This window comes from Peribacillus sp. QJM3NY_7 (genome assembly GCF_056173225.1).
The window spans coordinates 791,922-814,961 of sequence record NZ_CM149663.1; the positions used below are offsets into that span (position 1 = coordinate 791,922).

The window sequence follows — 23,040 nt, forward strand, 5'->3', positions numbered from 1 at the left end:
AATTATTGACAAATTCAACGTATAAAAGGTACACTATTTATAAACATTATAATTTAAGAATGCATACTTAATAAGAAAAAGAGGTGGATGACGGTGTCTGAAGTTCAGTTAAAAGAAGCGTTGGATTCCTTAAAAGATACCGGTGTAAGAATAACTCCTCAACGCCATGCAATACTTGAGTATTTGATAAGCTGCATGTCCCACCCTACCGCTGATGATATATATAAAGCGCTGGAAGGCAAGTTTCCGAATATGAGTGTGGCAACGGTTTATAACAACCTGCGTGTGTTCCGTGAGGTAGGTTTGGTAAAAGAACTTACGTATGGGGATTCTTCGGCAAGGTTTGATTTTGTGACGACGAATCATTATCATGTAATTTGCCAAACTTGCGGGAAAATTGTGGACTTCGATTATCCTGCATTGGATGAAGTCGAGCATTTCGCAGCACAAGTCACTGGTTTCAATGTTAGTCACCATCGGATGGAAATCTACGGCGACTGTATGGATTGTGCGAAAAAAGAATCGCATTAAAAAAAGTTCCTCCACTTGGTTGGAACTTTTTTTCATGTTTATGAAGAAATGATACAATTGTTAAAGCCTTCGTGAAAGGGAATTCAGCTAATCGACTTAATCATGCAGGCTTTTCCGGTTATATTTTTCATTGAATTCTTCGCCTTCCAACTTTTTGTCAAGTGTCAATGGTTCTTCACAATGCATGCAAATGTCTACACGTCCTAGTATTTTTGTAGGTTTGCTGCAGTTAGGGCAGACAACCTGGATCGATTTTGTAGAAAGCATTCCAATCCAGAAATAAACCCCTGTGCTTGCGATTATGAATAAAAGGCCCAGCCCCATGAAAATCGTCATGACAACAGGATGTGTTTTGAAGAAAAGCCCAAGGTACATTACGATAAAGCCAATGAAAATCAAACTCAAAGCAAAAGTGCGTATTTTATTGATTTTGCTAGAATATTTAGCCATGGATTGTCCCTCCTAAAATATAACTTTAACTATAACATAAACAATGGATGGAACAAAAAAGAAATAAAGGATACATATTACTTTTGAATTGAAATGGTTTGGGGTAAGGGAACTAAGCAGGAATTTGAAGAGTTTTGCCGAAAATCTAAAAAAAAGGTTTTGGAGGAATTTATGATGGAAGATATCCTTCGCCCGATTTATCAAGAGCGAGCAAGTTTAAAATCTACACTTGGAATCTTGTTAGTAGAAAAAAGAGATGATAATAGCCCGATTACCGATACGTTTGACTACATCCTTTTTGTAATTGCAGACGAAGCAGAAGAGGCCGTGTTTTTAAAACACTACACATACCAGGATAAAAAGGCGGCCCTGCATATCGTAAAGGAAGACCAATTAAAAGAATGGCTCCTATTAGGCACGAACCGTAAAGTGGTTGACTGGATATATAATGGGAAGGTCCTTTTTGACCGGAACGAATATCTGGACCGTTTGAAAACCGAAATCCGGGAGTTCCCCTTCTATGGAAGGAAGTTAAAGATGGGGATGGAGTTCGCGAAGTTAATTCGCAGGTACATGGATGGGAAAAGCTTCTTTGAAAAAGGCCATCATCTTGAGGCATACAATCATATCGTTCATTCCCTGCATCATTTGGCCCGTTTGGAGATAATAGAACAGGGCTTTTATCCGGAGGTTACTGTCTGGAACCAAGTGAAGCATATGGAACCTGAAATTTACAAGCTGTATAAAGAATTGATCAGCAGTGAGGAAACGCTCGAAAAAAGATTGGAGCTTTTATTCCTTGCGAGCGAATTTCTTATATATTCGAGGACGAATGCAGGTTCACAGCATTTGGTCGAAATAATGGGAATGAAAGAAGATCCGTGGACGATTGCAGAGCTTATGGATCATCCGGAAGTTAAGTTTTATTCAGTAGACCTAGGCGTTTTATTGGAATATTTGATAGAGAAGAAGGTAATCGATGTCATCAAAGTGGAGACAAAAGGGCACGAGGTATATCATCGGTTTTATCGTGTATCAAAAAACTTTTAAAAAAATGCATTTTTATTGTTGACCAATAATAATATAGGTGTTATATTAATACATGTCGCTGCGGGACATCAGCTTTCGCAGCTTCATCAAAACAAAAAAATAAAAAAACATGTTGACAACAGAGTTGAAAACATGATAAGATGTAAAAGTCGCTTACGAAGTAGACGACATCGAAATTGCTCTTTGAAAACTGAACAAAACAAAGCGCCAACGTTAAATTTTAAGTGAGCACACACTATCAAAAAAGCAAATGAGCAAGTCAAACATTTCTTCGGAGAGTTTGATCCTGGCTCAGGACGAACGCTGGCGGCGTGCCTAATACATGCAAGTCGAGCGAATCGATGGGAGCTTGCTCCCTGAGATTAGCGGCGGACGGGTGAGTAACACGTGGGCAACCTGCCTATAAGACTGGGATAACTTCGGGAAACCGGAGCTAATACCGGATACGTTCTTTTCTCGCATGAGAGAAGATGGAAAGACGGTTTACGCTGTCACTTATAGATGGGCCCGCGGCGCATTAGCTAGTTGGTGAGGTAATGGCTCACCAAGGCGACGATGCGTAGCCGACCTGAGAGGGTGATCGGCCACACTGGGACTGAGACACGGCCCAGACTCCTACGGGAGGCAGCAGTAGGGAATCTTCCGCAATGGACGAAAGTCTGACGGAGCAACGCCGCGTGAACGAAGAAGGCCTTCGGGTCGTAAAGTTCTGTTGTTAGGGAAGAACAAGTACCAGAGTAACTGCTGGTACCTTGACGGTACCTAACCAGAAAGCCACGGCTAACTACGTGCCAGCAGCCGCGGTAATACGTAGGTGGCAAGCGTTGTCCGGAATTATTGGGCGTAAAGCGCGCGCAGGTGGTTCCTTAAGTCTGATGTGAAAGCCCACGGCTCAACCGTGGAGGGTCATTGGAAACTGGGGAACTTGAGTGCAGAAGAGGAAAGTGGAATTCCAAGTGTAGCGGTGAAATGCGTAGAGATTTGGAGGAACACCAGTGGCGAAGGCGACTTTCTGGTCTGTAACTGACACTGAGGCGCGAAAGCGTGGGGAGCAAACAGGATTAGATACCCTGGTAGTCCACGCCGTAAACGATGAGTGCTAAGTGTTAGAGGGTTTCCGCCCTTTAGTGCTGCAGCTAACGCATTAAGCACTCCGCCTGGGGAGTACGGCCGCAAGGCTGAAACTCAAAGGAATTGACGGGGGCCCGCACAAGCGGTGGAGCATGTGGTTTAATTCGAAGCAACGCGAAGAACCTTACCAGGTCTTGACATCCTCTGACAACCCTAGAGATAGGGCTTTCCCCTTCGGGGGACAGAGTGACAGGTGGTGCATGGTTGTCGTCAGCTCGTGTCGTGAGATGTTGGGTTAAGTCCCGCAACGAGCGCAACCCTTGATCTTAGTTGCCAGCATTCAGTTGGGCACTCTAAGGTGACTGCCGGTGACAAACCGGAGGAAGGTGGGGATGACGTCAAATCATCATGCCCCTTATGACCTGGGCTACACACGTGCTACAATGGATGGTACAAAGGGCTGCAAACCTGCGAAGGTAAGCGAATCCCATAAAGCCATTCTCAGTTCGGATTGCAGGCTGCAACTCGCCTGCATGAAGCCGGAATCGCTAGTAATCGCGGATCAGCATGCCGCGGTGAATACGTTCCCGGGCCTTGTACACACCGCCCGTCACACCACGAGAGTTTGTAACACCCGAAGTCGGTGAGGTAACCTTCATGGAGCCAGCCGCCTAAGGTGGGACAGATGATTGGGGTGAAGTCGTAACAAGGTAGCCGTATCGGAAGGTGCGGCTGGATCACCTCCTTTCTAAGGATAATTACGAGAGCGCTTTTGTTTTGTTCAGTTTTGAATGAGTAATTCATTCAAATAGGAAAGACAAACATCACGATGTGATGGATTCTTTCTGCTTTGTTCCTTGAAAACTAGATAATAGATAGAAGGCAATTAATTTTTTTCAAAGCATCTGTAAGATCTTTTTTAACGGTTAAGTTAGAAAGGGCGCACGGTGGATGCCTTGGCACTAGGAGCCGATGAAGGACGGGACTAACACCGATATGCTTCGGGGAGCTGTAAGTAAGCTTTGATCCGGAGATTTCCGAATGGGGAAACCCACTGTTCGTAATGGAACAGTATCTTTACCTGAATACATAGGGTACTGAAGGCAGACCCGGGGAACTGAAACATCTAAGTACCCGGAGGAAGAGAAAGCAAACGCGATTTCCTGAGTAGCGGCGAGCGAAACGGAATTAGCCCAAACCAAGAGGCTTGCCTCTTGGGGTTGTAGGACACTCAACATGGAGTTACAAAGGAACGGGGTAAATGAAGCGACCTGGAAAGGTCCGTCGAAGAAGGTAAAAACCCTGTAGTTGAAACTTCGTTCCCTCCTGAGTGGATCCTGAGTACGGCGGGACACGAGAAATCCCGTCGGAAGCAGGGAGGACCATCTCCCAAGGCTAAATACTCCCTAGTGACCGATAGTGAACCAGTACCGTGAGGGAAAGGTGAAAAGCACCCCGGAAGGGGAGTGAAATAGATCCTGAAACCGTGTGCCTACAAGTAGTCAAAGCCCGTTAATGGGTAATGGCGTGCCTTTTGTAGAATGAACCGGCGAGTTACGATTTCATGCGAGGTTAAGTTGATGAGACGGAGCCGCAGCGAAAGCGAGTCTGAATAGGGCGAATGAGTATGAGGTCGTAGACCCGAAACCAGGTGATCTACCCATGTCCAGGGTGAAGTTCAGGTAACACTGAATGGAGGCCCGAACCCACGCACGTTGAAAAGTGCGGGGATGAGGTGTGGGTAGCGGAGAAATTCCAATCGAACCTGGAGATAGCTGGTTCTCTCCGAAATAGCTTTAGGGCTAGCCTCAAGATGAGAGTATTGGAGGTAGAGCACTGATTGGACTAGGGGCCCCCAACGGGTTACCGAATTCAGTCAAACTCCGAATGCCAAATACTTATTCTTGGGAGTCAGACTGCGAGTGATAAGATCCGTAGTCGAAAGGGAAACAGCCCAGACCACCAGCTAAGGTCCCAAAGTATACGTTAAGTGGAAAAGGATGTGGAGTTGCTTAGACAACCAGGATGTTGGCTTAGAAGCAGCCACCATTTAAAGAGTGCGTAATAGCTCACTGGTCGAGTGACTCCGCGCCGAAAATGTACCGGGGCTAAACGTATCACCGAAGCTGTGGATTGACACCGTATGGTGTCAATGGTAGGAGAGCGTTCTAAGGGCGTTGAAGTCAGACCGGAAGGACTGGTGGAGCGCTTAGAAGTGAGAATGCCGGTATGAGTAGCGAAAGAAGGGTGAGAATCCCTTCCACCGAATGCCTAAGGTTTCCTGAGGAAGGCTCGTCCGCTCAGGGTTAGTCGGGACCTAAGCCGAGGCCGAAAGGCGTAGGCGATGGACAACAGGTTGATATTCCTGTACCACCTATACATCGTTTGAACGATGGGGGGACGCAGAAGGATAGGGTAAGCGCGCTGTTGGATATGCGCGTCCAAGCAGTTAGGCCGGAAACGAGGCAAATCCCGTTTCCATTAAGGCGGAGCTGTGATGGCGAGGGAAATTTAGTACCGAAGTTCCTGATTCCACGCTGCCAAGAAAAGCCTCTAGTGAGATGTAAGGTGCCCGTACCGCAAACCGACACAGGTAGGCGAGGAGAGAATCCTAAGGTGTGCGAGAGAACTCTCGTTAAGGAACTCGGCAAAATGACCCCGTAACTTCGGGAGAAGGGGTGCTTTTTAGGGTGAATAGCCCAGAAAAGCCGCAGTGAATAGGCCCAGGCGACTGTTTAGCAAAAACACAGGTCTCTGCGAAGCCGCAAGGCGAAGTATAGGGGCTGACACCTGCCCGGTGCTGGAAGGTTAAGGGGAGAGGTTAGCGCAAGCGAAGCTTTGAACCGAAGCCCCAGTAAACGGCGGCCGTAACTATAACGGTCCTAAGGTAGCGAAATTCCTTGTCGGGTAAGTTCCGACCCGCACGAAAGGTGTAACGATCTGGGCACTGTCTCAACGAGAGACTCGGTGAAATTATAGTACCTGTGAAGATGCAGGTTACCCGCGACAGGACGGAAAGACCCCGTGGAGCTTTACTGCAGCCTGATATTGAATTTTGGTACAGCTTGTACAGGATAGGTAGGAGCCTGAGAAGCCGGAGCGCCAGCTTCGGTGGAGGCGTTGGTGGGATACTACCCTGGCTGTATTGAAATTCTAACCCGCGCCCCTTATCGGGGTGGGAGACAGTGTCAGGTGGGCAGTTTGACTGGGGCGGTCGCCTCCTAAAGAGTAACGGAGGCGCCCAAAGGTTCCCTCAGAATGGTTGGAAATCATTCGTAGAGTGTAAAGGCACAAGGGAGCTTGACTGCGAGACCTACAAGTCGAGCAGGGACGAAAGTCGGGCTTAGTGATCCGGTGGTTCCGCATGGAAGGGCCATCGCTCAACGGATAAAAGCTACCCCGGGGATAACAGGCTTATCTCCCCCAAGAGTCCACATCGACGGGGAGGTTTGGCACCTCGATGTCGGCTCATCGCATCCTGGGGCTGTAGTCGGTCCCAAGGGTTGGGCTGTTCGCCCATTAAAGCGGTACGCGAGCTGGGTTCAGAACGTCGTGAGACAGTTCGGTCCCTATCCGTCGCGGGCGCAGGAAATTTGAGAGGAGCTGTCCTTAGTACGAGAGGACCGGGATGGACGCACCGCTGGTGTACCAGTTGTCTTGCCAAAGGCATAGCTGGGTAGCTACGTGCGGACGGGATAAGTGCTGAAAGCATCTAAGCATGAAGCCCCCCTCAAGATGAGATTTCCCATGGCGCAAGCTAGTAAGATCCCTGAAAGATGATCAGGTTGATAGGTCAGAGGTGGAAGCATGGTGACATGTGGAGCTGACTGATACTAATAGATCGAGGACTTAACCAACGCTTTTAAAAAAATGAAATACCTTCTTATTATCTAGTTTTGAAGGAATGAAAATTTCTTCTTGCATTTTCTCAAAAAGACGTTATAATAATATATGTCTTGAAAAAATGTTAACATTGTTTGGTGACGATAGCGAAGAGGTCACACCCGTTCCCATTCCGAACACGGCAGTTAAGCTCTTCAGCGCCGATGGTAGTTGGGGGTTTCCCCCTGTGAGAGTAGGACGTCGCCAAGCTTATATTGTTCCGCAGTAGCTCAGTGGTAGAGCATTCGGCTGTTAACCGAACGGTCGTAGGTTCGAGTCCTACCTGCGGAGCCATTATTGGAGAGCTGTCCGAGTGGCCGAAGGAGCACGATTGGAAATCGTGTAGACGGGTAACCCTGTCTCAAGGGTTCAAATCCCTTGCTCTCCGCCATTTATACCTGGCCCGTTGGTCAAGCGGTTAAGACACCGCCCTTTCACGGCGGTAACACGGGTTCGAATCCCGTACGGGTCACCATTTAGACAACATTTTGGAGGATTAGCTCAGCTGGGAGAGCATCTGCCTTACAAGCAGAGGGTCGGCGGTTCGATCCCGTCATCCTCCACCATTTTCAATAAGATCAGGTTGTTTCTGCATAAAGGATTGATTATTCAGCCCATTGAAACGCTTAACACGAAAACTTGATGTATAATAGCAACATTATTACCGTCGCGGGGTGGAGCAGTCCGGTAGCTCGTCGGGCTCATAACCCGAAGGTCGCAGGTTCAAATCCTGTCCCCGCAATCTATGGTCCCGTGGTGTAGCGGTTAACATGCCTGCCTGTCACGCAGGAGATCGCGGGTTCGATTCCCGTCGGGACCGCCATTTTTATTGTTTGGCTCAGTAGCTCAGTCGGTAGAGCAAAGGACTGAAAATCCTTGTGTCGGCGGTTCGATTCCGTCCTGAGCCACCATAGTAGTGCCGGTGTAGCTCAACTGGTAGAGCAACTGACTTGTAATCAGTAGGTTGGGGGTTCAAGTCCTCTTGCCGGCACCATGTTTCATCTATATGCGGAGGGGTAGCGAAGTGGCTAAACGCGGCGGACTGTAAATCCGCTCCTTCGGGTTCGGCAGTTCGAATCTGCCCCCCTCCACCATTTTTATTACAGGGGTATAGTTTAAAGGTAGAACAGAGGTCTCCAAAACCTCCAGTGTGGGTTCGAGTCCTACTACCCCTGCCAATTTAAATTCTATAATGGCGATTGTGGCGAAGTGGTTAACGCACCTGATTGTGGTTCAGGCATTCGTGGGTTCGATTCCCATCAGTCGCCCCATTTTAAAAAATATGATATAATGATTACAACGTTAATGGGCTATAGCCAAGCGGTAAGGCAACGGATTTTGATTCCGTCATGCGAAGGTTCGATCCCTTCTAGCCCAGCCATATGCGAAAGTAGTTCAGTGGTAGAATACAACCTTGCCAAGGTTGGGGTCGCGGGTTCGAATCCCGTCTTTCGCTCCAAAAAACGTTGGCGGCATAGCCAAGCGGTAAGGCAGAGGTCTGCAAAACCTTTACCACCGGTTCGATTCCGGTTGCCGCCTCCAACATACATGCCGGTGTGGCGGAATTGGCAGACGCGCACGACTCAAAATCGTGTTCCTCTGGAGTGCCGGTTCGACCCCGGCCACCGGTATCAAAAATGCTTATAGAATCAAGGTCTCAACTTAAATGTTGGGGCCTTTTTTCTTTGTCTTTAATACGACAAAAATAATCCAGAATCGTGTGCGGCGAATCGTGTGCGTAGGAGGTCGTAATGAGAAGACGTAAAGAATTAACAGAAGATGAACTAAGAATTATTAAGAAGAAGATTTCAGATGAAGAAGCATATGAAGCCTTTTTTAAGGACTGCTATTTAAGAAACTTAAGACCAGCGACGATTGAATACTACAAAAATGAATTTCATGGAGCAAAGAAGATTATTAATAAGCAGCTCGTTGAATGGGTAGAAAAGGACGTAGAAAGCTTAATTCTCAAGAGTAAGGAACTAATGAAAGTTACTACTATTAATACCCGATTGAGAGCTCTAAGAGCATTCTATAACTTTTTATGTAAGAACAAACTTATCGATAAGAGCCCAATGAAAAACATCAAGTTATTAAGGGATAGACAAAAGACAATTGAAACTTTAGACAATAAAGAAATTGAGAAACTTATAAGGACAATTAGAAAAGAAAAAACGTTTATATCCTTTAGAGATGAAGTAATCATACTTGTTTTCCTAGATACTGGAGTCAGATTGTCTGAACTTGTAGGCATTGAAGTAGATGATGTTAGAGGGAACATTATCATTATTAGAAGAACAAAGAATCTCTTTGAAAGAACGGTTTACTTATCTGAAACGACACAAGAGCAGCTAAGCAGATATATAAAGATAAGAGGAGACGTTGAGACGACCAAACTGTTTATAAGCCAGGATAATAAAGAATTAAATCGACATAGCATTCAAACTAGGCTTACTAAGTATGGGAAGGAAGCAATGATAAATAAGCGAGTTAGTCCTCATACATTTAGACATACGATGGCTAAGAGGATGATTGTTTCAGGTGTGGATGCATTCTCTTTAATGCATTTACTTGGTCATACAGATATCACTGTTACTAAACGGTATGTGAATTTATGGGGACAGGATCTGGAGCAAAAGCATAAGTTGCACGGAGCGTTAAAAGGATTAAAAATATAGGTAATATATCCCAACTTATATTTTACGAACTGGTGTTCGGTATATTATAATAATAAAAGAGATGGCGAATGAGTTTGGCGGCTCTACCATCTCTACACAAAAAACAGAAGAATTAACTTCTAATTAAATTTTAGCAAGTTTCTTTTTCTGTGTCAAAAGGGGAAAAAAACATGAATTTATTATCCATACTTGGTGGCAATGCGTTTGTTATGTTCAATAAAGAACTAGCTCATGAAGTATCTGTGAACGGTGCAATTATATTTGGTCAGTTATGCTCCAGTTACGAAAGCTTTGGAAGTAAAAATATGCTGTCTACATACAAAGGAGAGAATTACTTTTATTTAACGAGTGATACTATACAGGAAGAGACAGCTCTATCTTATAAGCAGCAAGTAAAAGCTATTAAGGACTTAGAAGAAGCTAGTTACATTAAAACTGTAATTATGGGATCTCCAGCAAGGAAATACTTCCATATTACTAATAAAATAATGGAACAGTTTAAAGATGTGAGTTCTGACAAAAGGGAAAAGCTGAATAAAGAAAATATACAGGAAACCATTGATCTAGGGGCTCCCAAGGATAAATTTAGGATTGACAAAAGGGAAAAGCAAGCAAGTACCAAAGGGCAAAGCAAGCCTTTACCTTTTAGCCAGGCATATAAAGATATAAATAAAAAAGAACAAGATAAAGAAATAAATTATAATTTCAATTGTAATTACAAGGAACCTTTAAGACCTGAACTATTTAGAGCTGTATTAACGAATTCCTGTAATGAGTTCTATACAAAATTTTCAGTTGGAAGATATTCGAAAAAGCAATGGAATACCTTAATTGAAAAATTTGTTAATGATACAATAGAAAGTGGACGATACGTAAATGTTTCAGAACACAAGATAAAAGGATTTGCATACAAATGTTTGGAAAGAATTATTGACCATAATGATTATAAACATTCTGAGGAATTTTCCGATTATCAAGAAGTCATGAGAGAGCTTAATAGTAATCATAATATGAGTATTCCAAATCCTCTCTTATATAATTGGCTAGAATAAGCCCTCAGAAGCCCGTAATTAACCCGTATTGAATTTTAAAATTTTAATTAATATATTTATATATAACCATGAATAAAATTCGTACGGGGAAAATATAGGGAGGAAAGCCATATGAATGCTGAACAAATATTAAAGTTGATCGAGAACATGGAAGATACAGAAAGATGGAAGCTTCTTAATGAAATGTATGACTTCTACTACAACAAAGGAATTCAGGAGAATGTCGAAATTGATTATTGAAGCTCTGAACGAACTCCGAGAAGAAATGAATAACAGGTTCGATAAGTTAGAAGAAAAAATTGACTAGGTAGAAATAAATTTAGATATGACATTAAATAGACTTAAAAGTGATTAAATCAGTGTTTGTGAGGAGCCCGTGAAGGCAAATTACTTTGTCGAGTAAGAGGTTTATATTACTCAGTGCAACGTAGGCCCATACAGTTTCATCTTTTTTTAAAAATTATTTTTCATTTTTGGTTTACACTTCGTCCAACTCCAGATATAAGCTTAGTATCAAATACGAGGTGATTAAAATGACAAACAAAAAAGCAAACTTAGAACTAGCACAATTATGTGCTGAGATACAATGGGAAGAACATCCTGAAACTCATTGTATATTTGAAAATAAAGAACATTACATGAAAACAATGATGAGAAGAGCAAAACGAACTGATTGGATATCGGAAAAAGACGCAGAATTAGCATTAAAAAGAAGAGCCGTTACACCATTTACAGCATTTGAAAAATCTCTATCAAAAGAAGAACATAAAATAATGAACAGGTCTATCGAAAATTTTAGGAAGGACCTTATTGAAGAAGGATATGATTCTAACTTCCTTACAAAAATGGAACTACTTGCTGCTGTCACAATTAGAGATGCAAGGGTACCTTTCTTAGAATTGAAAAAACAACTTAAGAATCATGCTTCATCGCATAGGCTACCGAATTTTAAGCAGTATATAATATTGGGAGCAACTACTCAAAGTAATATATCAACAATTGTGTTTGATAAAGCTGTTGATTCCGTAAAAGAAAAAGGGATTTTTGGAAAACTGAATTTTGTAACTGGATTAACGGGTGAGCTTAAATTTGATATGGTTTAATTATAAGTCTTATTCACTATATGAATAAACATACAGTAACCACTTTACATAAATACAGTTCCGGGAAGTTGATAAGCTTTAACCATCAATAGGTCAGTCTTTTGAGACTGCCCTATTTTAATGGATATACAGGATTTTGTGCATCGCTGATTTTACAGGATTTCTAGGAGTCTGTCTTTTTTATTCCACGCAATTCTTGCATAAAAAATATAATAAAATCAATATTTTATTAAACAAAAGAAAAGGACCACCTAGGTCCTTTTTCAGTTTATTCAATTAGCGCCCCTATAGTTGAAGTTGTTAGAATCTGGTTGCTCTTTTTATAACAAATGGTAGAATGAACATACGTTAGAATATTTAGGAAAATATTATTTAGGAGGGAAACGTATGCCTTTCGATTATCCACATGTACAACGCTATGAAGTAGATTTTGATGATCTTCACCTTTATCTAAATCAAAATTATAAACTTAACTTCGAATACTTTGAAAAATGGTTAGATGGGTGGATCAGAGTATTAAAAAATGCTGAAGTTGATACTCAAAAACAAATAGATAATTTATTAGAAAAAGGGATATATGCTTTTGAAGTATTTCAACAAGATTTACATTTCGGCAATATCACGTTTAAATTCAATTTTATTATTAATATTGCTGACGACTTTGTTGATAGAAAGAAGCCAAAAACGTCAAAGTTCAAATACAAAGATTTTCGCGAGGAAATTGCATGGACGCAAACAACGGATTCCCCTACCAAACCATTAACCCAGCCGATTTATTTAGTGTGGTATCCAATGGAAAATTCCAACTATCTTGTCATTGACGGAAATCATCGTTTATCACAACTATTAGCAAAAAAACAAAAAGAAATCCAAGGTATATTAATTGAACCGAATCATGTTATTGATGAAAACATTTTATTGTTCTCAGTTGAAAAAGCAATGTATACTTTTCTTGTTGAAGCAAACTTCATGAGAATTGAAATTAAAAAAGGGCAACATCCACACAAACTGTTATTTGATTCCTCGTTTATTAATAGTGCATTTAAAGTTTTTAATAAATAACGAGGTTAAATGTTAACTTTATATAAAGTCTACCGTTTTAAACCGACACTAAGACTTAGTATCGGTTTTTTGAATTATGAAAAGCAGTTTCAACGAAAATAAGAGTGAGGCTATTCTGTATTACAAAATGCCTTGTTCAAGTTAAATAAAATTCTCATTTTATATATCTTTAGTCAATCCTCATACCTATCCTCAGAAGCTCCAGATTGACCCGTGTTGAATCTAAAATATCAATATGGAGTTATATATTAATCCACTCCAAAAGGTCTCAGAATTCATTCTTTAACTATCTATTCTTATTATTTATATGATGGTCAAAGGCGGAGCCTTTGCCATGCGACAAGCGAAGCTTGATCGCAATAAAAGTTCTAAATTCTTAAGCTAGTGAATGTGAAAATAAACCAGCGTTGATATTGTATATTAATAAATAGTATCAAGTGTGGTTTATTTTAAATGGTTTAATTTCTTGGTTTACGTTTTAAATCGAGCAGATAGAATACTTTTGTGAGTAAAAACAACGGAGGTATTTTATTATGATAGAACTAAAAACTTACACGGACAATGAACTTATTGAAGCTTTAGGAATAAGCCCTAACACTTTGAAAAAGAAACGGAAAGTTACAGAGCAACGTCTCTTAAAAGATTATGAATGGTCAAGAGAGAAAAAAACAAAACTGTATACTGTTCATTCTTATAAAGCTCAGAAGATTGGAAAAGTTTTATGTGATACCTTTGAAACTATGATTTCTGAGTTCAGTTCAAAGAATGTCGCAATGAAAAACACGGAAAAAGCGTTGAGGATATTGGTAGCATTGTACTTTACTAAAGAAAACAAACCATCTAGGCTTTCTGAGATTACTAATGAAACAACTTTAGAAATATCAAGATACGTAAAGAAGTTGCAATCTTTAGACATTTTAGTCTCCGAAGAATATGACTACTACTTGGTAGATAAAAAGACATTGGTCTGGAAATTGATTGATGATGCTGAACGGGAAAGCGTTAAAAAGTTCTGGACTCGAGAATTCTTCAGCTGGATCGATAAATTAAATGTTGAAGCAATCAACTCTGATATGGATAAAGTAAGAACTTGTAAGCAGAAAGCAAGCTTTGAGACTGTCAATGCTTTTGGCTTTTTAAGAAAAGTTAGCAAGAAAGATATGACTGATGAAGCAAGAGAATATTTTGGTCCATTCTTAAGATACTCAAATGAGCAGTTAAATATGATGTTCGAGGAAGAAATGGTTGTAAGAGTAGATTGATTTTAAACCATACCTGATACTATACCAAAAGTAATTCGAGACTTTATATATCAAAAGAATAGTTATGCATTAGAGCTATCATTAAAGTCTATAAGTGGAAAGAAGCAACAAGTATGACAGTTCAATAAGATTTAAGGCATCGAAAGATGTCTTGTTTTTTTGAGGGATTTTCAAATATCATTTACGTTTTATAATGAAAAACTTTTAGAAAAAGTGTCTAGTAACTAGCATTCGTATATATATGAATTAGGGAGATAAAAAAATGCTTTAAAAGCAATTAATTTCCAAATATACGTACACTACTCGGTTGATTTATATATTTATCCATATAGAGGTGTTTCTCCTGCACCTCTTCTCTTTCTTCAATTTCTTTGATTTGTCCTCATCGGACAAATGTTTTCTGTAAGGCTTTTAGATTCAAAAAGATTCAAAGCTGAATGTTTAGTTAACTCCTTTTCCGCAAGGTTAATTATTCATTCAGCCTCCTACTTTAATTTGATTCTTATAATAAACAACATAGGTTTTATTGCCATGATTAGTTCCTCCGAATTTAATTTAAGTTGATTACCTATGGTGTTTATTATGCGAATCAAAAAATATGCGCCCGAAAGGGTCATATATATACAGCTAAGGTGTTTTGTACGAACGCCAGGCCTAACCTTCTACTCTTGCCATGACGGTCCTTGCCTAATCCGAGCGAGAAGAAAATCAGTAGTCATACCTTTACAGGTATGGCTATTTTTTTACGTTTTTTTTAAGTTTGCTTTCAAAGCAAAATATCAATTCGAAGGAGACATATCATGTCGAACTTAAACAACGATGAAAATGCATATAGATGGGTTAAAAACGAACGGATATATACCTTAGAAAATTCAGAAGGAAAAGTTTTTCGTACAGCAGAAGACCGAACTTGCTATGGGAACTTTATCACAGATTCCATACTAGAAGATTTAGCTTCTGAATGCTTTGAGAACTAGAAGGGAAGTAGAAAATATGAAAATGGAACTGCGTGTTCAAGATTCCGAACTACGTTCTAATGAAGACGGAAACTTAACGGTCTCCGGTTATGTAAATAAGACTGGTCAACTGAGCAATGTCTTGGGAGTTACTAAAAGGTTCGTTGAAAAGATTGAGAAAGGTGCTTTTTCTAGTGCAATTCAATCTGCCACGAAAGACATAGAATTCCTTGCGGAACATAACAGCAAATTGATCCTGGCATCCACTCGCAATGACTCTTTGAAACTTACTGAAGACGAGCAAGGGTTGTATATGGAAGCAACAATCACCCCTACATCATGGGGAAAAGATTATTACGAATTGATCAATTCTGGTATCCATCGGAACATGTCATTTGGATTCCGAACTATTAAGGACAGCTGGAAATTAATTGAGACTAACCTTTATGAGCGAACAATAACTCAGCTTGAACTTTTTGAAGTAAGCGTGGTTAAAGACCCTGCTTATTCTCAATCAACAATTGCTGCCCGTGGTATTGACCTCATAGAAGAAGTTGAAATGCCAGAAATTGAAGAAAAACAAGAAGTTCGAGAAGTAAAAAGAAATTTACCCATCGAAATTGCGAAACAATCGAGACACATCGAAGCGTTACGTTCCATGAAGAAAAACGGTGCCAACATATCTGACAACAGGATTAATATGGCAGAAAATACACTAGAGGAATTAATGGAGGAATCACGGATGATAAACGAATTGAAGAAAGAAATTGAAGAGCTACGTACACTACAAGGAAGTGATAACCAATCGGCAATTGGACAGGCAGTATCTCCAATTACGGAACTAATGGAAGCGACTTCATCAGTAGTAGCTAAAGCTCGTAAAGTTGAAATGAAAGCCGGCAAAATGAAACTTCCATATCAAACAGCTTTAGAAGATGCAAAATTTGTTGTTGAAGGCGAAGACATTCCTGAGATCGCTCTAAATCTTACAAGTCATGACTTAGAGTCAGCTAAACGAGTTGGTATTTCTCAATCATTCTCGAAACAAGTTATCAATGAAGCTGATGGACTTGACCAACATTCAAAAGACATGTTAGTTAAGCGAGTTGCTAAAAAAATTGAAGAAGAAGTATTAGCTGGTGATGGAGTAAAAGGTCTAAAAGGTATTTCTGGAGATGTTTTAGTTCCATCCAAAAATGTTGCAGTAGCTCCAACAAGTGCTTCACTTCGAGCTTTATATTTAGCGGTTCATTCTGACTATCGTCCAAATGCTCAATGGTATGTTTCAGAAGGATTCTTCGAGAAAATCGCATTACTAACCGAGGCTGACGGTTCATACTTAGTGAAGTCAGAACGAATTGATGGAAAAGTTTTTTCAACACTTTGGGGACATCAAGTTGAAGTTTCGAATGGACTTCAACTTGGCGATACAATTGGACAAGTTCCCGTAATTTTTGCTGATGTTGCAAATTGCTATACTCTAGCAATCAGTAAAGATGTTGAAGTAAAAAATCTTGTTGATACGAAAAATGTTCTTCGTGGTTCAGTAGCATTTACAGCCGAAATGTACTGCAATGGTGGAGTTCATAACTACCAAGCTGTTGCTAAAGGAACAATTGTTGCATAATTATTTATGTGAAATATTTCACAAACTAAGAGACCAGATTAACTTCTGGCTCTTATAAAATTTTCAGGAGGTACTTAAAATGGAAGTACAAGGAAAAAGTAATATTCAAGTAACTGGTGGAAGATTTGTAATTTTTAATGGTGTTATTGAAAAAATCGAATTACCACTTAGTGATATCGATAATTCAGTATTGGATGAAGTAGCAGGAAATATAACTGTTAACTTTAAATCTGGCTCTCAGTTTAAGTTTGTTGGAGACAACAGCAAATTAGAAGAGATCCATAACCTGCTAGCGAAGTAAAGATTATAAGTTGTTGAAGTCAGATTAATTCTGGCTTCTTTTTATTTTTTATAATTGAAAGAAGGTAAATAAAGAATGGCAAAAAAATCAGGAATAAAATGCAAAGTCTACATCCATAAAGCAGGAACAAATATAGCATTAGCTGCCCAACGAAATGCTACTTTAAGTCATTCAGTAGAAGGCACTGATACAGAAGTATTCTCAATAGCCTGTAATAAAGCATTCATTACTGATGATGAGGCATATGCAACATTAAGAGAAGAGTACGTTCAAGGAAATAACGTTGATGTATATATCGACCTACCATCTGCAGAGAAGCACTTTGGTAACTGCACAATAACTACCTTCGACAATGATATTCCATATGAGGAGTTAAGCACTTGGTCCATATCATTACAAGGTTTAAGCACTCAATTAACAACAGTTAAGTAAGAGAGGATAGTGTATCAAATGAAAGAGAAACTAAATCATTTACAAATAGTCCGAGGAATCATAGATGAAGATAAGTTTAGGTTTGCAGCTGCAACAATCTTAATTGATTACTACTTAGATGAGATAAAGAACAAAGGTAAGGGTATGACACGAACGAACCTGTTGGATCGTGTTAATTTATCCTTAAGATCAATGGGTAATGGAGAAGTCTCTTATGGATTCATTAGAAGATGGTTTGAATGAAAAATTTATGTAGGATGAGAAGTACCGCCTACCCTCCAGAATAAAAACAGTAATATACGTTTAATAACGAGGTGAGTGTCACTTTTACTGCCAGTACCAAATGACCAAAACTCCGTTGAAGGTCCTAAACTTTAGTTTTTAAGTTTTTCTATAATAAAATAGGGAAAATAACGGAAATTGTAGTAATATGGAACCAAAGATGTAAATACTTTGGGGGGGCACAATGGATATTACCTTAAAAGTTGATAAATTAGTTACTTGGTTATTGTCTAATAGGAATGAAAATGAAAGTTTAAAATATAATCATTTAAAATTAACTGAAGTTGTAGATCTAAGAGCTGAAATTATCTCAAGTTTGCAAGAAATAATTGATAAAGCTCATGAAGATTATAAAAGACATAAGAGGTCAGTCTTGGTTAAGTCTTTAGACCCCAGTTTGGAAATTAACTTTGATAGCCTTGGGGAAAGTGATCCAGCATATGGTTATCCAAGCGAACTAAATTTAACAACATTAAAAGGATATTTTGGTGAAATTTTTGCTGGGATAATAGCCGAAAATTTTTCACCATTTGGTATTAATGACTGGAAAGTACCTGTTTTTAGTTTTCGGTATCATGAGACAGCATTCGATCAATTAGAAACATTCAAAAGAACGGGTATGAAAAAGAAAGCAACTATCGGAAGGCCAGGTGATGACTGCGTAGCCTTTGTTTTAGACAACGAAAAAAACGAAATAGTAAAAACCTTGTTTTGCGAAGCCAAATGTACTAATGATCATGATAGTTCATTAATAAATAAAGCACATAGTCAAATAAGTGATTTAAATCCAGTACCAGTAGAATTATTAAGGATTTTAGAAATACTAAATGACTATGACACCGAGTATGCAACAAAGTGGGCAAAGGCAATTTCAACTCTTTATGTAAATAATTATCAGACAGAGCGTTATGATCTAGTTAGTTATGTCTGTGGTAGAGCTCCAATAAATAGTGAGTCATGGATAGATTGTAAAAAACCTCACAAAACATACACTGGTGATCGTAACTTAGAGTCTGTTGAAGTACATCTTTCTAATGTTAACGAACTTGTAGAAAACCTCTACAGGAAGGAAATGACTAATATTGGATAATAATGAAGAGAAAATGGATGTAGATGATATAGTTGAAATGTATAAACAGGAATTCTCCTCGAGGAAATTCCCGCCTACCCTAGCCAAACTATATAGTCAATATACAAAAATCAATTTACAACAAGAGGGGTTAAAAAGTTGGAGTGAGAATAACTTTCATAGTCTTTTAAATGAATCTATAAGGTTTATTTACCTTGGATTTGAATTAAAAGAAAGTGAAAAGACGGGTTGGGACGAGTTTTTTCGTAAAGCAGGAGAAATCCTTGAATGGCTTTCTCATCCTAAAATAAATGTTTACGAATATCCATTACATCTCCTTGCTGCAGCTTCCTATCAGATTGCAGGGTACCCTGCACTTGCTTATGGTTTATTAAGTGAAAGACTCTTTACCACATATGAATCTGAAATTTTAAGATTATTTGTCAAAAATGATTTTATTAATTTATTACCGATATTAAAAGATTATTGGAATACGAACGATATTAAAAGTGGGAATACTGATAAAGAATTTTATGAAAATGATTTCAATGAATATATTGTACGTGAAATTGTTAGTATTATAGGAATTGTAATAAACTACCTGATAGGAGATTCTAAGGAAAGAGTACAGTTGGCATCTAGTAAGTTTTACGATATATCGAAATTACTTCTTCATGACAGCCAATCATTCAATTGGATTCTTTCTAAGTTATATGCAGAAATTACTAGAGGTTATATAAATAATTCTCTAAGGTTTGTTTTGGAAGATTTAAAAGACAAAGACAATGAAGATTTGAATGTTGCATTAGAATCCTATATTAAGAATCGTTTTCTAGAGAATAAAGTTTTATTATGGCCATCTCAACTTAGAGGTATAAAAAAACTTAAAGAAGAAAAGTCATTTGTTTTATGCACTCCGACTGGATCGGGAAAAACTACTATTGCTGAGTTGGCAATAATAAAAAATATCTATGTAAAATTAAATAATACTATTCAAGCTGATACTGTAGTTGATCGATTACCTATAATGGAATCACTGGCACCAAGTGAACCTATAATTCTATATTTGGTACCCTCTAGGGCATTAGCAACTGAGGCAGAATGGAAAATAAGTAATGTATTAAAGGGGATTAGTGATACAAATATAAAGGTTACTGGTTTATATGGTGGAAATGATTGGGGTCCAACTGACGCATGGATAAATCAAGACGAAAAGACTGTTTTAATTTGTACATATGAAAAAGGTGAAGCGTTATTAAGATTTCTAGGGCCACTATTTTTACATCGTTTATCATTAGTAATTATTGATGAAGCCCATTCAGTACAATATGACAACAACATTGACTCGTTAGTTTCAGGAGACAATCGTTCATTAAGATTAGAATCTTTAAGTAACCGTTTAATAGATTTTTTACATAACAATAATAGAGCAGTAATAGGACTATCAGCTGTAATTGGTAATAACGCTGAAAATTTGTCTAATTGGATTACAAATAATCAATCGGAAGCTGAACAGACTCCATATAGAAGTACAAGACAATTAGTCGGAAGATTAGAGTTTCTTAACACAGGGGACTTTAGTATTCGTTATGATTTACTAAATGGAGCAATAATTAGATTTAGTGAACACGAGGAGGGAGAGAATAGTCCTTTTATTCCTAAGCCCTTTCCTTCTAGCCCAATAGAAATGAAAGATTTACCCAAAAAGTATACTGGAAAGAATAATGGATTTCCAAAATTCTCGAGACCATTTCTGTTCTGGGCTGCCATGCAACTAGCTAAAGAAAAACCATATGAGAAACAAAATACCATTCTTATTTCAATTATGCAGCATGTTAATGGGTATGCGAACGATTTACTTGACGTGCTACAAAACGTATACGAGGAAGATGCTTTACCAACATTTTTTAGAATACCAACACAAGGCGCAAATAAAGAACTTTGGGATAAATGTTTAAAATCATGCAAAGATTATTATGGTGAACAATCAGTCGAATATAAACTATTACACAAAGGAATTGTGGTTCACTATGGGAAAATGCCAGGTCTTCTTTCTAGACTCCTAATAGAAGTTATTTCAAAAAGAATTGTTCATGTAGTATTGGCCTCCTCCACACTATCAGAGGGAGTAAATTTACCATTTGATATAGTAATAATTCCGGTTGTTAGCAGAAGTGGAAAGACAATTTCAGTTAGTGAATTTAGTAATCTAGTAGGAAGAGCTGGTAGACCAGGTAACGGAACCGAAGGAAGGAGTTTAATTTTTTTAGAAGGAATGTCTCCTGCTATTAATTATAGTTCAAAATATGCACGAAAAAACTATAAGGAAATATTATCCGGAGTATTGGCTAATAATAAAGAAGAAATAATTGATGAGAAGACAGATATTTCAAGTCCAGTGGCAAAATTAATTATATATATAAAAGATCAATGGCAAACTATTACTGATTCAACTTCTTCTAAGGAATTTACTAAATGGCTAGAAACGTGTGCTCCGAGTGAAAATGGCGACATTTTTGAAAATGACTCGAAATTTGAGGCAGAAAAAGCCCTGGATACATTTGATACTATTCTTATTTCTTCAATAGCAGAATATGAAAATATAAGGAATCAGGATATCTCAAAAGTTGAACTAGAAAAGTTACTAAAAGATACTTGGAGAAAGACATATGCTTATTTTACAACGAAAAAAGAAGAATTAGAGGATATATATATTAATAGGGGTACAGCTATCGTTGAAAATATTTACCCCAAAAAATCTGAAAGACGTAAAATATATAAGACGGGCTTGCAACCAAGATTTGCTTCACAACTATTTCAAATGCACGATAATATAGTAACACAATTAAAAACGGGAGTTGACTATAAAAATTGGTCTATTGAAAAGAAAATTAAATATATTATTTCTTGTGTAAATGAAATTTCTAATTTAAAAAAATTCGAAATGAAAAATAAGGTTGGTAAAGGAAAAAATGCTACGGATTGGGAAGATGTTTTATTCTGGTGGCTTTCGCATAATCAGAGCACAAAAAAGCCTGATAGTAAAAACATCCCTACATGGATAAAATTTGTATATGATAATTTTAACTATAAGTTTAATTGGGGTTTAGGAACAGTTATTTCATTGCAAATGGAGAAAGTAGAGGAGGATGACGGATTAAAGTTTATATCATTGGATGACTGGCCAGATACTGGACTTCCATGGATTGTTTTTTGGATTAAAGAATTAATTACTTGGGGAACTTATGATCCTGTAGTAGCTTTCCTTCTTTCTAGTGGTATTTCAATTACTCGAGAGGAAGCAAGTATTCTTGCACAAGAATATTATAATGAAGTAGATTTTGAGGAAGATATATTTAATGCAAAACTCATAAGAAATTGGATTAAGGAAACTTTCTCAAATTTAAATGATAAACTTAAACTGAAGAATGATGAAATCAGTATTGAGGTTAAAACTACTAGAAAAGTAGATATAAATTCCAAAAATATTTGGAGGGTATTCCCAATTATTAGGGATGATAAGATCTATTGGTTGGAATATGGGGGATATTTAATGGCTGAATCGAATATTGTTGCTAATCAATTAGATTTGTTAGACAGAAGAAATGAATTTATATTGGATGAAAGCATTTCTAAGGTTTTAGCCAAACGATAATTATATTTAGTTTTAGATAATTCTAGATTTTTAAATAACATTCTATTTTATAAAATATCAATTTTATATATGGTTACTCGAAAAGTATTATGTAGTAGTTGAGTTAATCAATATTATATATTTGTCCTGTACTTACTCTGATTAGTACAGGATTTTTTTATTCACTTGGAAATAGACCTTTAGAAAGATTAAACTCCCCGATTTCTCTTTTAATTCGATTTAAGTACAAATTATGAACTCCAATAGTCTTTGAAAGGTATTCAATATCTTGTTTTACTTTCATAAATTCTTCAAGAAGTTCAATTAAAAATTCACTTTCATTTTCTTCAGGATCTTCGGTAAATTTAATTACATCTTTTACAAGCTTGTATCGGTCCTCTGACCCCATACTTTTAATAATCTCCATAACTTGTTCGTACGACTCCATTTAACAATTCCTCCATTCATTTAGTTTGATCAAAATAGTATGTCCTCAATTACTTACTGAAAATTCATCATCAGCAGTTTCATCCTGATCAACTCCTTTCTAAAAAAATTGTAACATCTTTCGTTTACAAATTAAATTCTCAAGATAGAA

General features: G+C 38.3%; 16 protein-coding genes, 15 tRNA genes and 3 rRNA genes. 32 read left to right on the forward strand and 2 right to left on the reverse strand.

Annotated features, from left to right (window positions below; all coding sequences use genetic code 11):
• Positions 1-87 precede the first annotated feature (87 nt).
• Positions 88-531, forward strand: coding sequence for a peroxide-responsive transcriptional repressor PerR (gene perR / locus AC0VX1_RS03725; protein WP_034305329.1), 444 nt, complete (start codon positions 88-90; stop codon positions 529-531).
• Between the two features lie 96 nt (positions 532-627).
• Here perR and AC0VX1_RS03730 read toward each other — a convergent pair whose 3' ends face one another.
• Positions 628-981 (reverse strand): YgzB family protein, encoded by a 354-nt coding sequence (locus AC0VX1_RS03730; protein ID WP_034305326.1) that lies wholly within the window; start codon positions 979-981, stop codon positions 628-630.
• 174 nt (positions 982-1,155) lie between these two features.
• On the opposite strand from AC0VX1_RS03730, the gene AC0VX1_RS03735 reads away from it, so the two are divergent.
• The 31 genes from AC0VX1_RS03735 (at position 1,156) to AC0VX1_RS03885 (ending at position 22,463) form a co-directional block, all read left to right on the forward strand.
• Positions 1,156-2,031: a nucleotidyltransferase-like protein gene (locus AC0VX1_RS03735; protein ID WP_475471693.1), complete on the forward strand. Its 876-nt coding sequence runs from the start codon at positions 1,156-1,158 to the stop codon at positions 2,029-2,031.
• Positions 2,032-2,299: 268 nt separating this feature from the next.
• A 16S ribosomal RNA gene (locus tag AC0VX1_RS03740) occupies positions 2,300-3,850 on the forward strand.
• A gap of 176 nt (positions 3,851-4,026) precedes the next feature.
• A 23S ribosomal RNA gene (locus tag AC0VX1_RS03745) occupies positions 4,027-6,959 on the forward strand.
• 119 nt (positions 6,960-7,078) lie between these two features.
• Positions 7,079-7,194: ribosomal RNA gene (gene rrf, locus AC0VX1_RS03750) — 5S ribosomal RNA — on the forward strand.
• The 16S, 23S and 5S rRNA genes sit together here with 15 tRNA genes alongside, the layout of an rRNA operon.
• A gap of 9 nt (positions 7,195-7,203) precedes the next feature.
• A tRNA-Asn gene (locus tag AC0VX1_RS03755) sits at positions 7,204-7,278 on the forward strand.
• 5 nt (positions 7,279-7,283) lie between these two features.
• A tRNA-Ser gene (locus AC0VX1_RS03760) sits at positions 7,284-7,375 on the forward strand.
• A 9-nt stretch (positions 7,376-7,384) separates the two neighbouring features.
• Positions 7,385-7,459 (forward strand) — tRNA-Glu (locus tag AC0VX1_RS03765).
• A gap of 15 nt (positions 7,460-7,474) precedes the next feature.
• Positions 7,475-7,550: transfer RNA gene (locus AC0VX1_RS03770), tRNA-Val, on the forward strand.
• A gap of 102 nt (positions 7,551-7,652) precedes the next feature.
• A tRNA-Met gene (locus AC0VX1_RS03775) sits at positions 7,653-7,726 on the forward strand.
• Between the two features lie 5 nt (positions 7,727-7,731).
• Positions 7,732-7,807, forward strand: a tRNA-Asp gene (locus AC0VX1_RS03780).
• A 12-nt stretch (positions 7,808-7,819) separates the two neighbouring features.
• Positions 7,820-7,895: transfer RNA gene (locus tag AC0VX1_RS03785), tRNA-Phe, on the forward strand.
• A 7-nt stretch (positions 7,896-7,902) separates the two neighbouring features.
• Positions 7,903-7,978 (forward strand) — tRNA-Thr (locus AC0VX1_RS03790).
• A 16-nt stretch (positions 7,979-7,994) separates the two neighbouring features.
• Positions 7,995-8,078, forward strand: a tRNA-Tyr gene (locus tag AC0VX1_RS03795).
• 10 nt (positions 8,079-8,088) lie between these two features.
• A tRNA-Trp gene (locus AC0VX1_RS03800) sits at positions 8,089-8,162 on the forward strand.
• Positions 8,163-8,179: 17 nt separating this feature from the next.
• A tRNA-His gene (locus AC0VX1_RS03805) sits at positions 8,180-8,255 on the forward strand.
• 35 nt (positions 8,256-8,290) lie between these two features.
• Positions 8,291-8,365 (forward strand) — tRNA-Gln (locus AC0VX1_RS03810).
• Positions 8,366-8,368: 3 nt separating this feature from the next.
• Positions 8,369-8,443: transfer RNA gene (locus AC0VX1_RS03815), tRNA-Gly, on the forward strand.
• A gap of 9 nt (positions 8,444-8,452) precedes the next feature.
• Positions 8,453-8,526, forward strand: a tRNA-Cys gene (locus AC0VX1_RS03820).
• 8 nt (positions 8,527-8,534) lie between these two features.
• A tRNA-Leu gene (locus AC0VX1_RS03825) sits at positions 8,535-8,615 on the forward strand.
• A gap of 120 nt (positions 8,616-8,735) precedes the next feature.
• Positions 8,736-9,662, forward strand: coding sequence for a tyrosine-type recombinase/integrase (locus AC0VX1_RS03830; RefSeq protein WP_475469939.1), 927 nt, complete (start codon positions 8,736-8,738; stop codon positions 9,660-9,662).
• Between the two features lie 170 nt (positions 9,663-9,832).
• Positions 9,833-10,714: a hypothetical protein gene (locus tag AC0VX1_RS03835; protein ID WP_475469941.1), complete on the forward strand. Its 882-nt coding sequence runs from the start codon at positions 9,833-9,835 to the stop codon at positions 10,712-10,714.
• Positions 10,715-10,825: 111 nt separating this feature from the next.
• The gene (locus AC0VX1_RS03840; protein ID WP_475469943.1) at positions 10,826-10,954 is read left to right on the forward strand and encodes a hypothetical protein; all 129 of its coding nucleotides are present in this window, start codon (positions 10,826-10,828) and stop codon (positions 10,952-10,954) included.
• 293 nt (positions 10,955-11,247) lie between these two features.
• A complete protein-coding gene (locus tag AC0VX1_RS03845) occupies positions 11,248-11,817 on the forward strand; it encodes a hypothetical protein (RefSeq protein WP_475469945.1) in 570 nt (189 codons plus the stop codon).
• Positions 11,818-12,204: 387 nt separating this feature from the next.
• The gene (locus AC0VX1_RS03850; RefSeq protein WP_475469947.1) at positions 12,205-12,879 is read left to right on the forward strand and encodes a hypothetical protein; all 675 of its coding nucleotides are present in this window, start codon (positions 12,205-12,207) and stop codon (positions 12,877-12,879) included.
• A 533-nt stretch (positions 12,880-13,412) separates the two neighbouring features.
• Positions 13,413-14,141: a hypothetical protein gene (locus AC0VX1_RS03855; protein WP_475469949.1), complete on the forward strand. Its 729-nt coding sequence runs from the start codon at positions 13,413-13,415 to the stop codon at positions 14,139-14,141.
• Between the two features lie 993 nt (positions 14,142-15,134).
• Complete coding sequence (locus AC0VX1_RS03860; protein ID WP_475469951.1) at positions 15,135-16,724, forward strand: phage major capsid protein; 1,590 nt, start codon at positions 15,135-15,137, stop codon at positions 16,722-16,724.
• 79 nt (positions 16,725-16,803) lie between these two features.
• The gene (locus AC0VX1_RS03865) at positions 16,804-17,025 is read left to right on the forward strand and encodes a hypothetical protein (protein WP_475469953.1); all 222 of its coding nucleotides are present in this window, start codon (positions 16,804-16,806) and stop codon (positions 17,023-17,025) included.
• 75 nt (positions 17,026-17,100) lie between these two features.
• Positions 17,101-17,457 (forward strand): phage tail tube protein, encoded by a 357-nt coding sequence (locus AC0VX1_RS03870; protein ID WP_475469955.1) that lies wholly within the window; start codon positions 17,101-17,103, stop codon positions 17,455-17,457.
• Between the two features lie 18 nt (positions 17,458-17,475).
• Positions 17,476-17,700 (forward strand): hypothetical protein, encoded by a 225-nt coding sequence (locus AC0VX1_RS03875; protein ID WP_475469957.1) that lies wholly within the window; start codon positions 17,476-17,478, stop codon positions 17,698-17,700.
• 223 nt (positions 17,701-17,923) lie between these two features.
• Positions 17,924-18,829 carry a hypothetical protein gene (locus AC0VX1_RS03880; RefSeq protein ID WP_475469959.1) on the forward strand — a complete coding sequence of 302 codons (906 nt, stop codon included), beginning with the start codon at positions 17,924-17,926 and terminating at the stop codon, positions 18,827-18,829.
• Positions 18,822-22,463 (forward strand): DEAD/DEAH box helicase, encoded by a 3,642-nt coding sequence (locus AC0VX1_RS03885; protein ID WP_475469961.1) that lies wholly within the window; start codon positions 18,822-18,824, stop codon positions 22,461-22,463. Before AC0VX1_RS03880 ends, AC0VX1_RS03885 begins: the two co-directional genes overlap by 8 nt.
• A 157-nt stretch (positions 22,464-22,620) precedes the next feature.
• On the opposite strand, the gene AC0VX1_RS03890 is transcribed toward AC0VX1_RS03885, so the two are convergent.
• Positions 22,621-22,890, reverse strand: coding sequence for a hypothetical protein (locus tag AC0VX1_RS03890; RefSeq protein WP_475469962.1), 270 nt, complete (start codon positions 22,888-22,890; stop codon positions 22,621-22,623).
• Positions 22,891-23,040 lie beyond the last annotated feature (150 nt).

Excerpts from the sequence above, each read along its gene's own strand:
- AC0VX1_RS03845 (WP_475469945.1), top strand. The coding sequence starts at position 11,248 with ATGACAAACAAAAAAGCAAACTTAGAACTAGCACAATTATGTGCTGAG.
- AC0VX1_RS03890 (WP_475469962.1), bottom strand. The coding sequence starts at position 22,890 with ATGGAGTCGTACGAACAAGTTATGGAGATTATTAAAAGTATGGGGTCA.
- AC0VX1_RS03830 (WP_475469939.1), top strand. The coding sequence starts at position 8,736 with ATGAGAAGACGTAAAGAATTAACAGAAGATGAACTAAGAATTATTAAG.
- AC0VX1_RS03865 (WP_475469953.1), top strand. The coding sequence starts at position 16,804 with ATGGAAGTACAAGGAAAAAGTAATATTCAAGTAACTGGTGGAAGATTT.
- AC0VX1_RS03730 (WP_034305326.1), bottom strand. The coding sequence starts at position 981 with ATGGCTAAATATTCTAGCAAAATCAATAAAATACGCACTTTTGCTTTG.
- AC0VX1_RS03875 (WP_475469957.1), top strand. The coding sequence starts at position 17,476 with ATGAAAGAGAAACTAAATCATTTACAAATAGTCCGAGGAATCATAGAT.
- AC0VX1_RS03855 (WP_475469949.1), top strand. The coding sequence starts at position 13,413 with ATGATAGAACTAAAAACTTACACGGACAATGAACTTATTGAAGCTTTA.
- AC0VX1_RS03860 (WP_475469951.1), top strand. The coding sequence starts at position 15,135 with ATGAAAATGGAACTGCGTGTTCAAGATTCCGAACTACGTTCTAATGAA.
- AC0VX1_RS03880 (WP_475469959.1), top strand. The coding sequence starts at position 17,924 with ATGGATATTACCTTAAAAGTTGATAAATTAGTTACTTGGTTATTGTCT.
- AC0VX1_RS03735 (WP_475471693.1), top strand. The coding sequence starts at position 1,156 with ATGGAAGATATCCTTCGCCCGATTTATCAAGAGCGAGCAAGTTTAAAA.
- AC0VX1_RS03870 (WP_475469955.1), top strand. The coding sequence starts at position 17,101 with ATGGCAAAAAAATCAGGAATAAAATGCAAAGTCTACATCCATAAAGCA.
- perR (WP_034305329.1), top strand. The coding sequence starts at position 88 with ATGACGGTGTCTGAAGTTCAGTTAAAAGAAGCGTTGGATTCCTTAAAA.
- AC0VX1_RS03850 (WP_475469947.1), top strand. The coding sequence starts at position 12,205 with ATGCCTTTCGATTATCCACATGTACAACGCTATGAAGTAGATTTTGAT.
- AC0VX1_RS03835 (WP_475469941.1), top strand. The coding sequence starts at position 9,833 with ATGAATTTATTATCCATACTTGGTGGCAATGCGTTTGTTATGTTCAAT.
- AC0VX1_RS03840 (WP_475469943.1), top strand. The coding sequence starts at position 10,826 with ATGAATGCTGAACAAATATTAAAGTTGATCGAGAACATGGAAGATACA.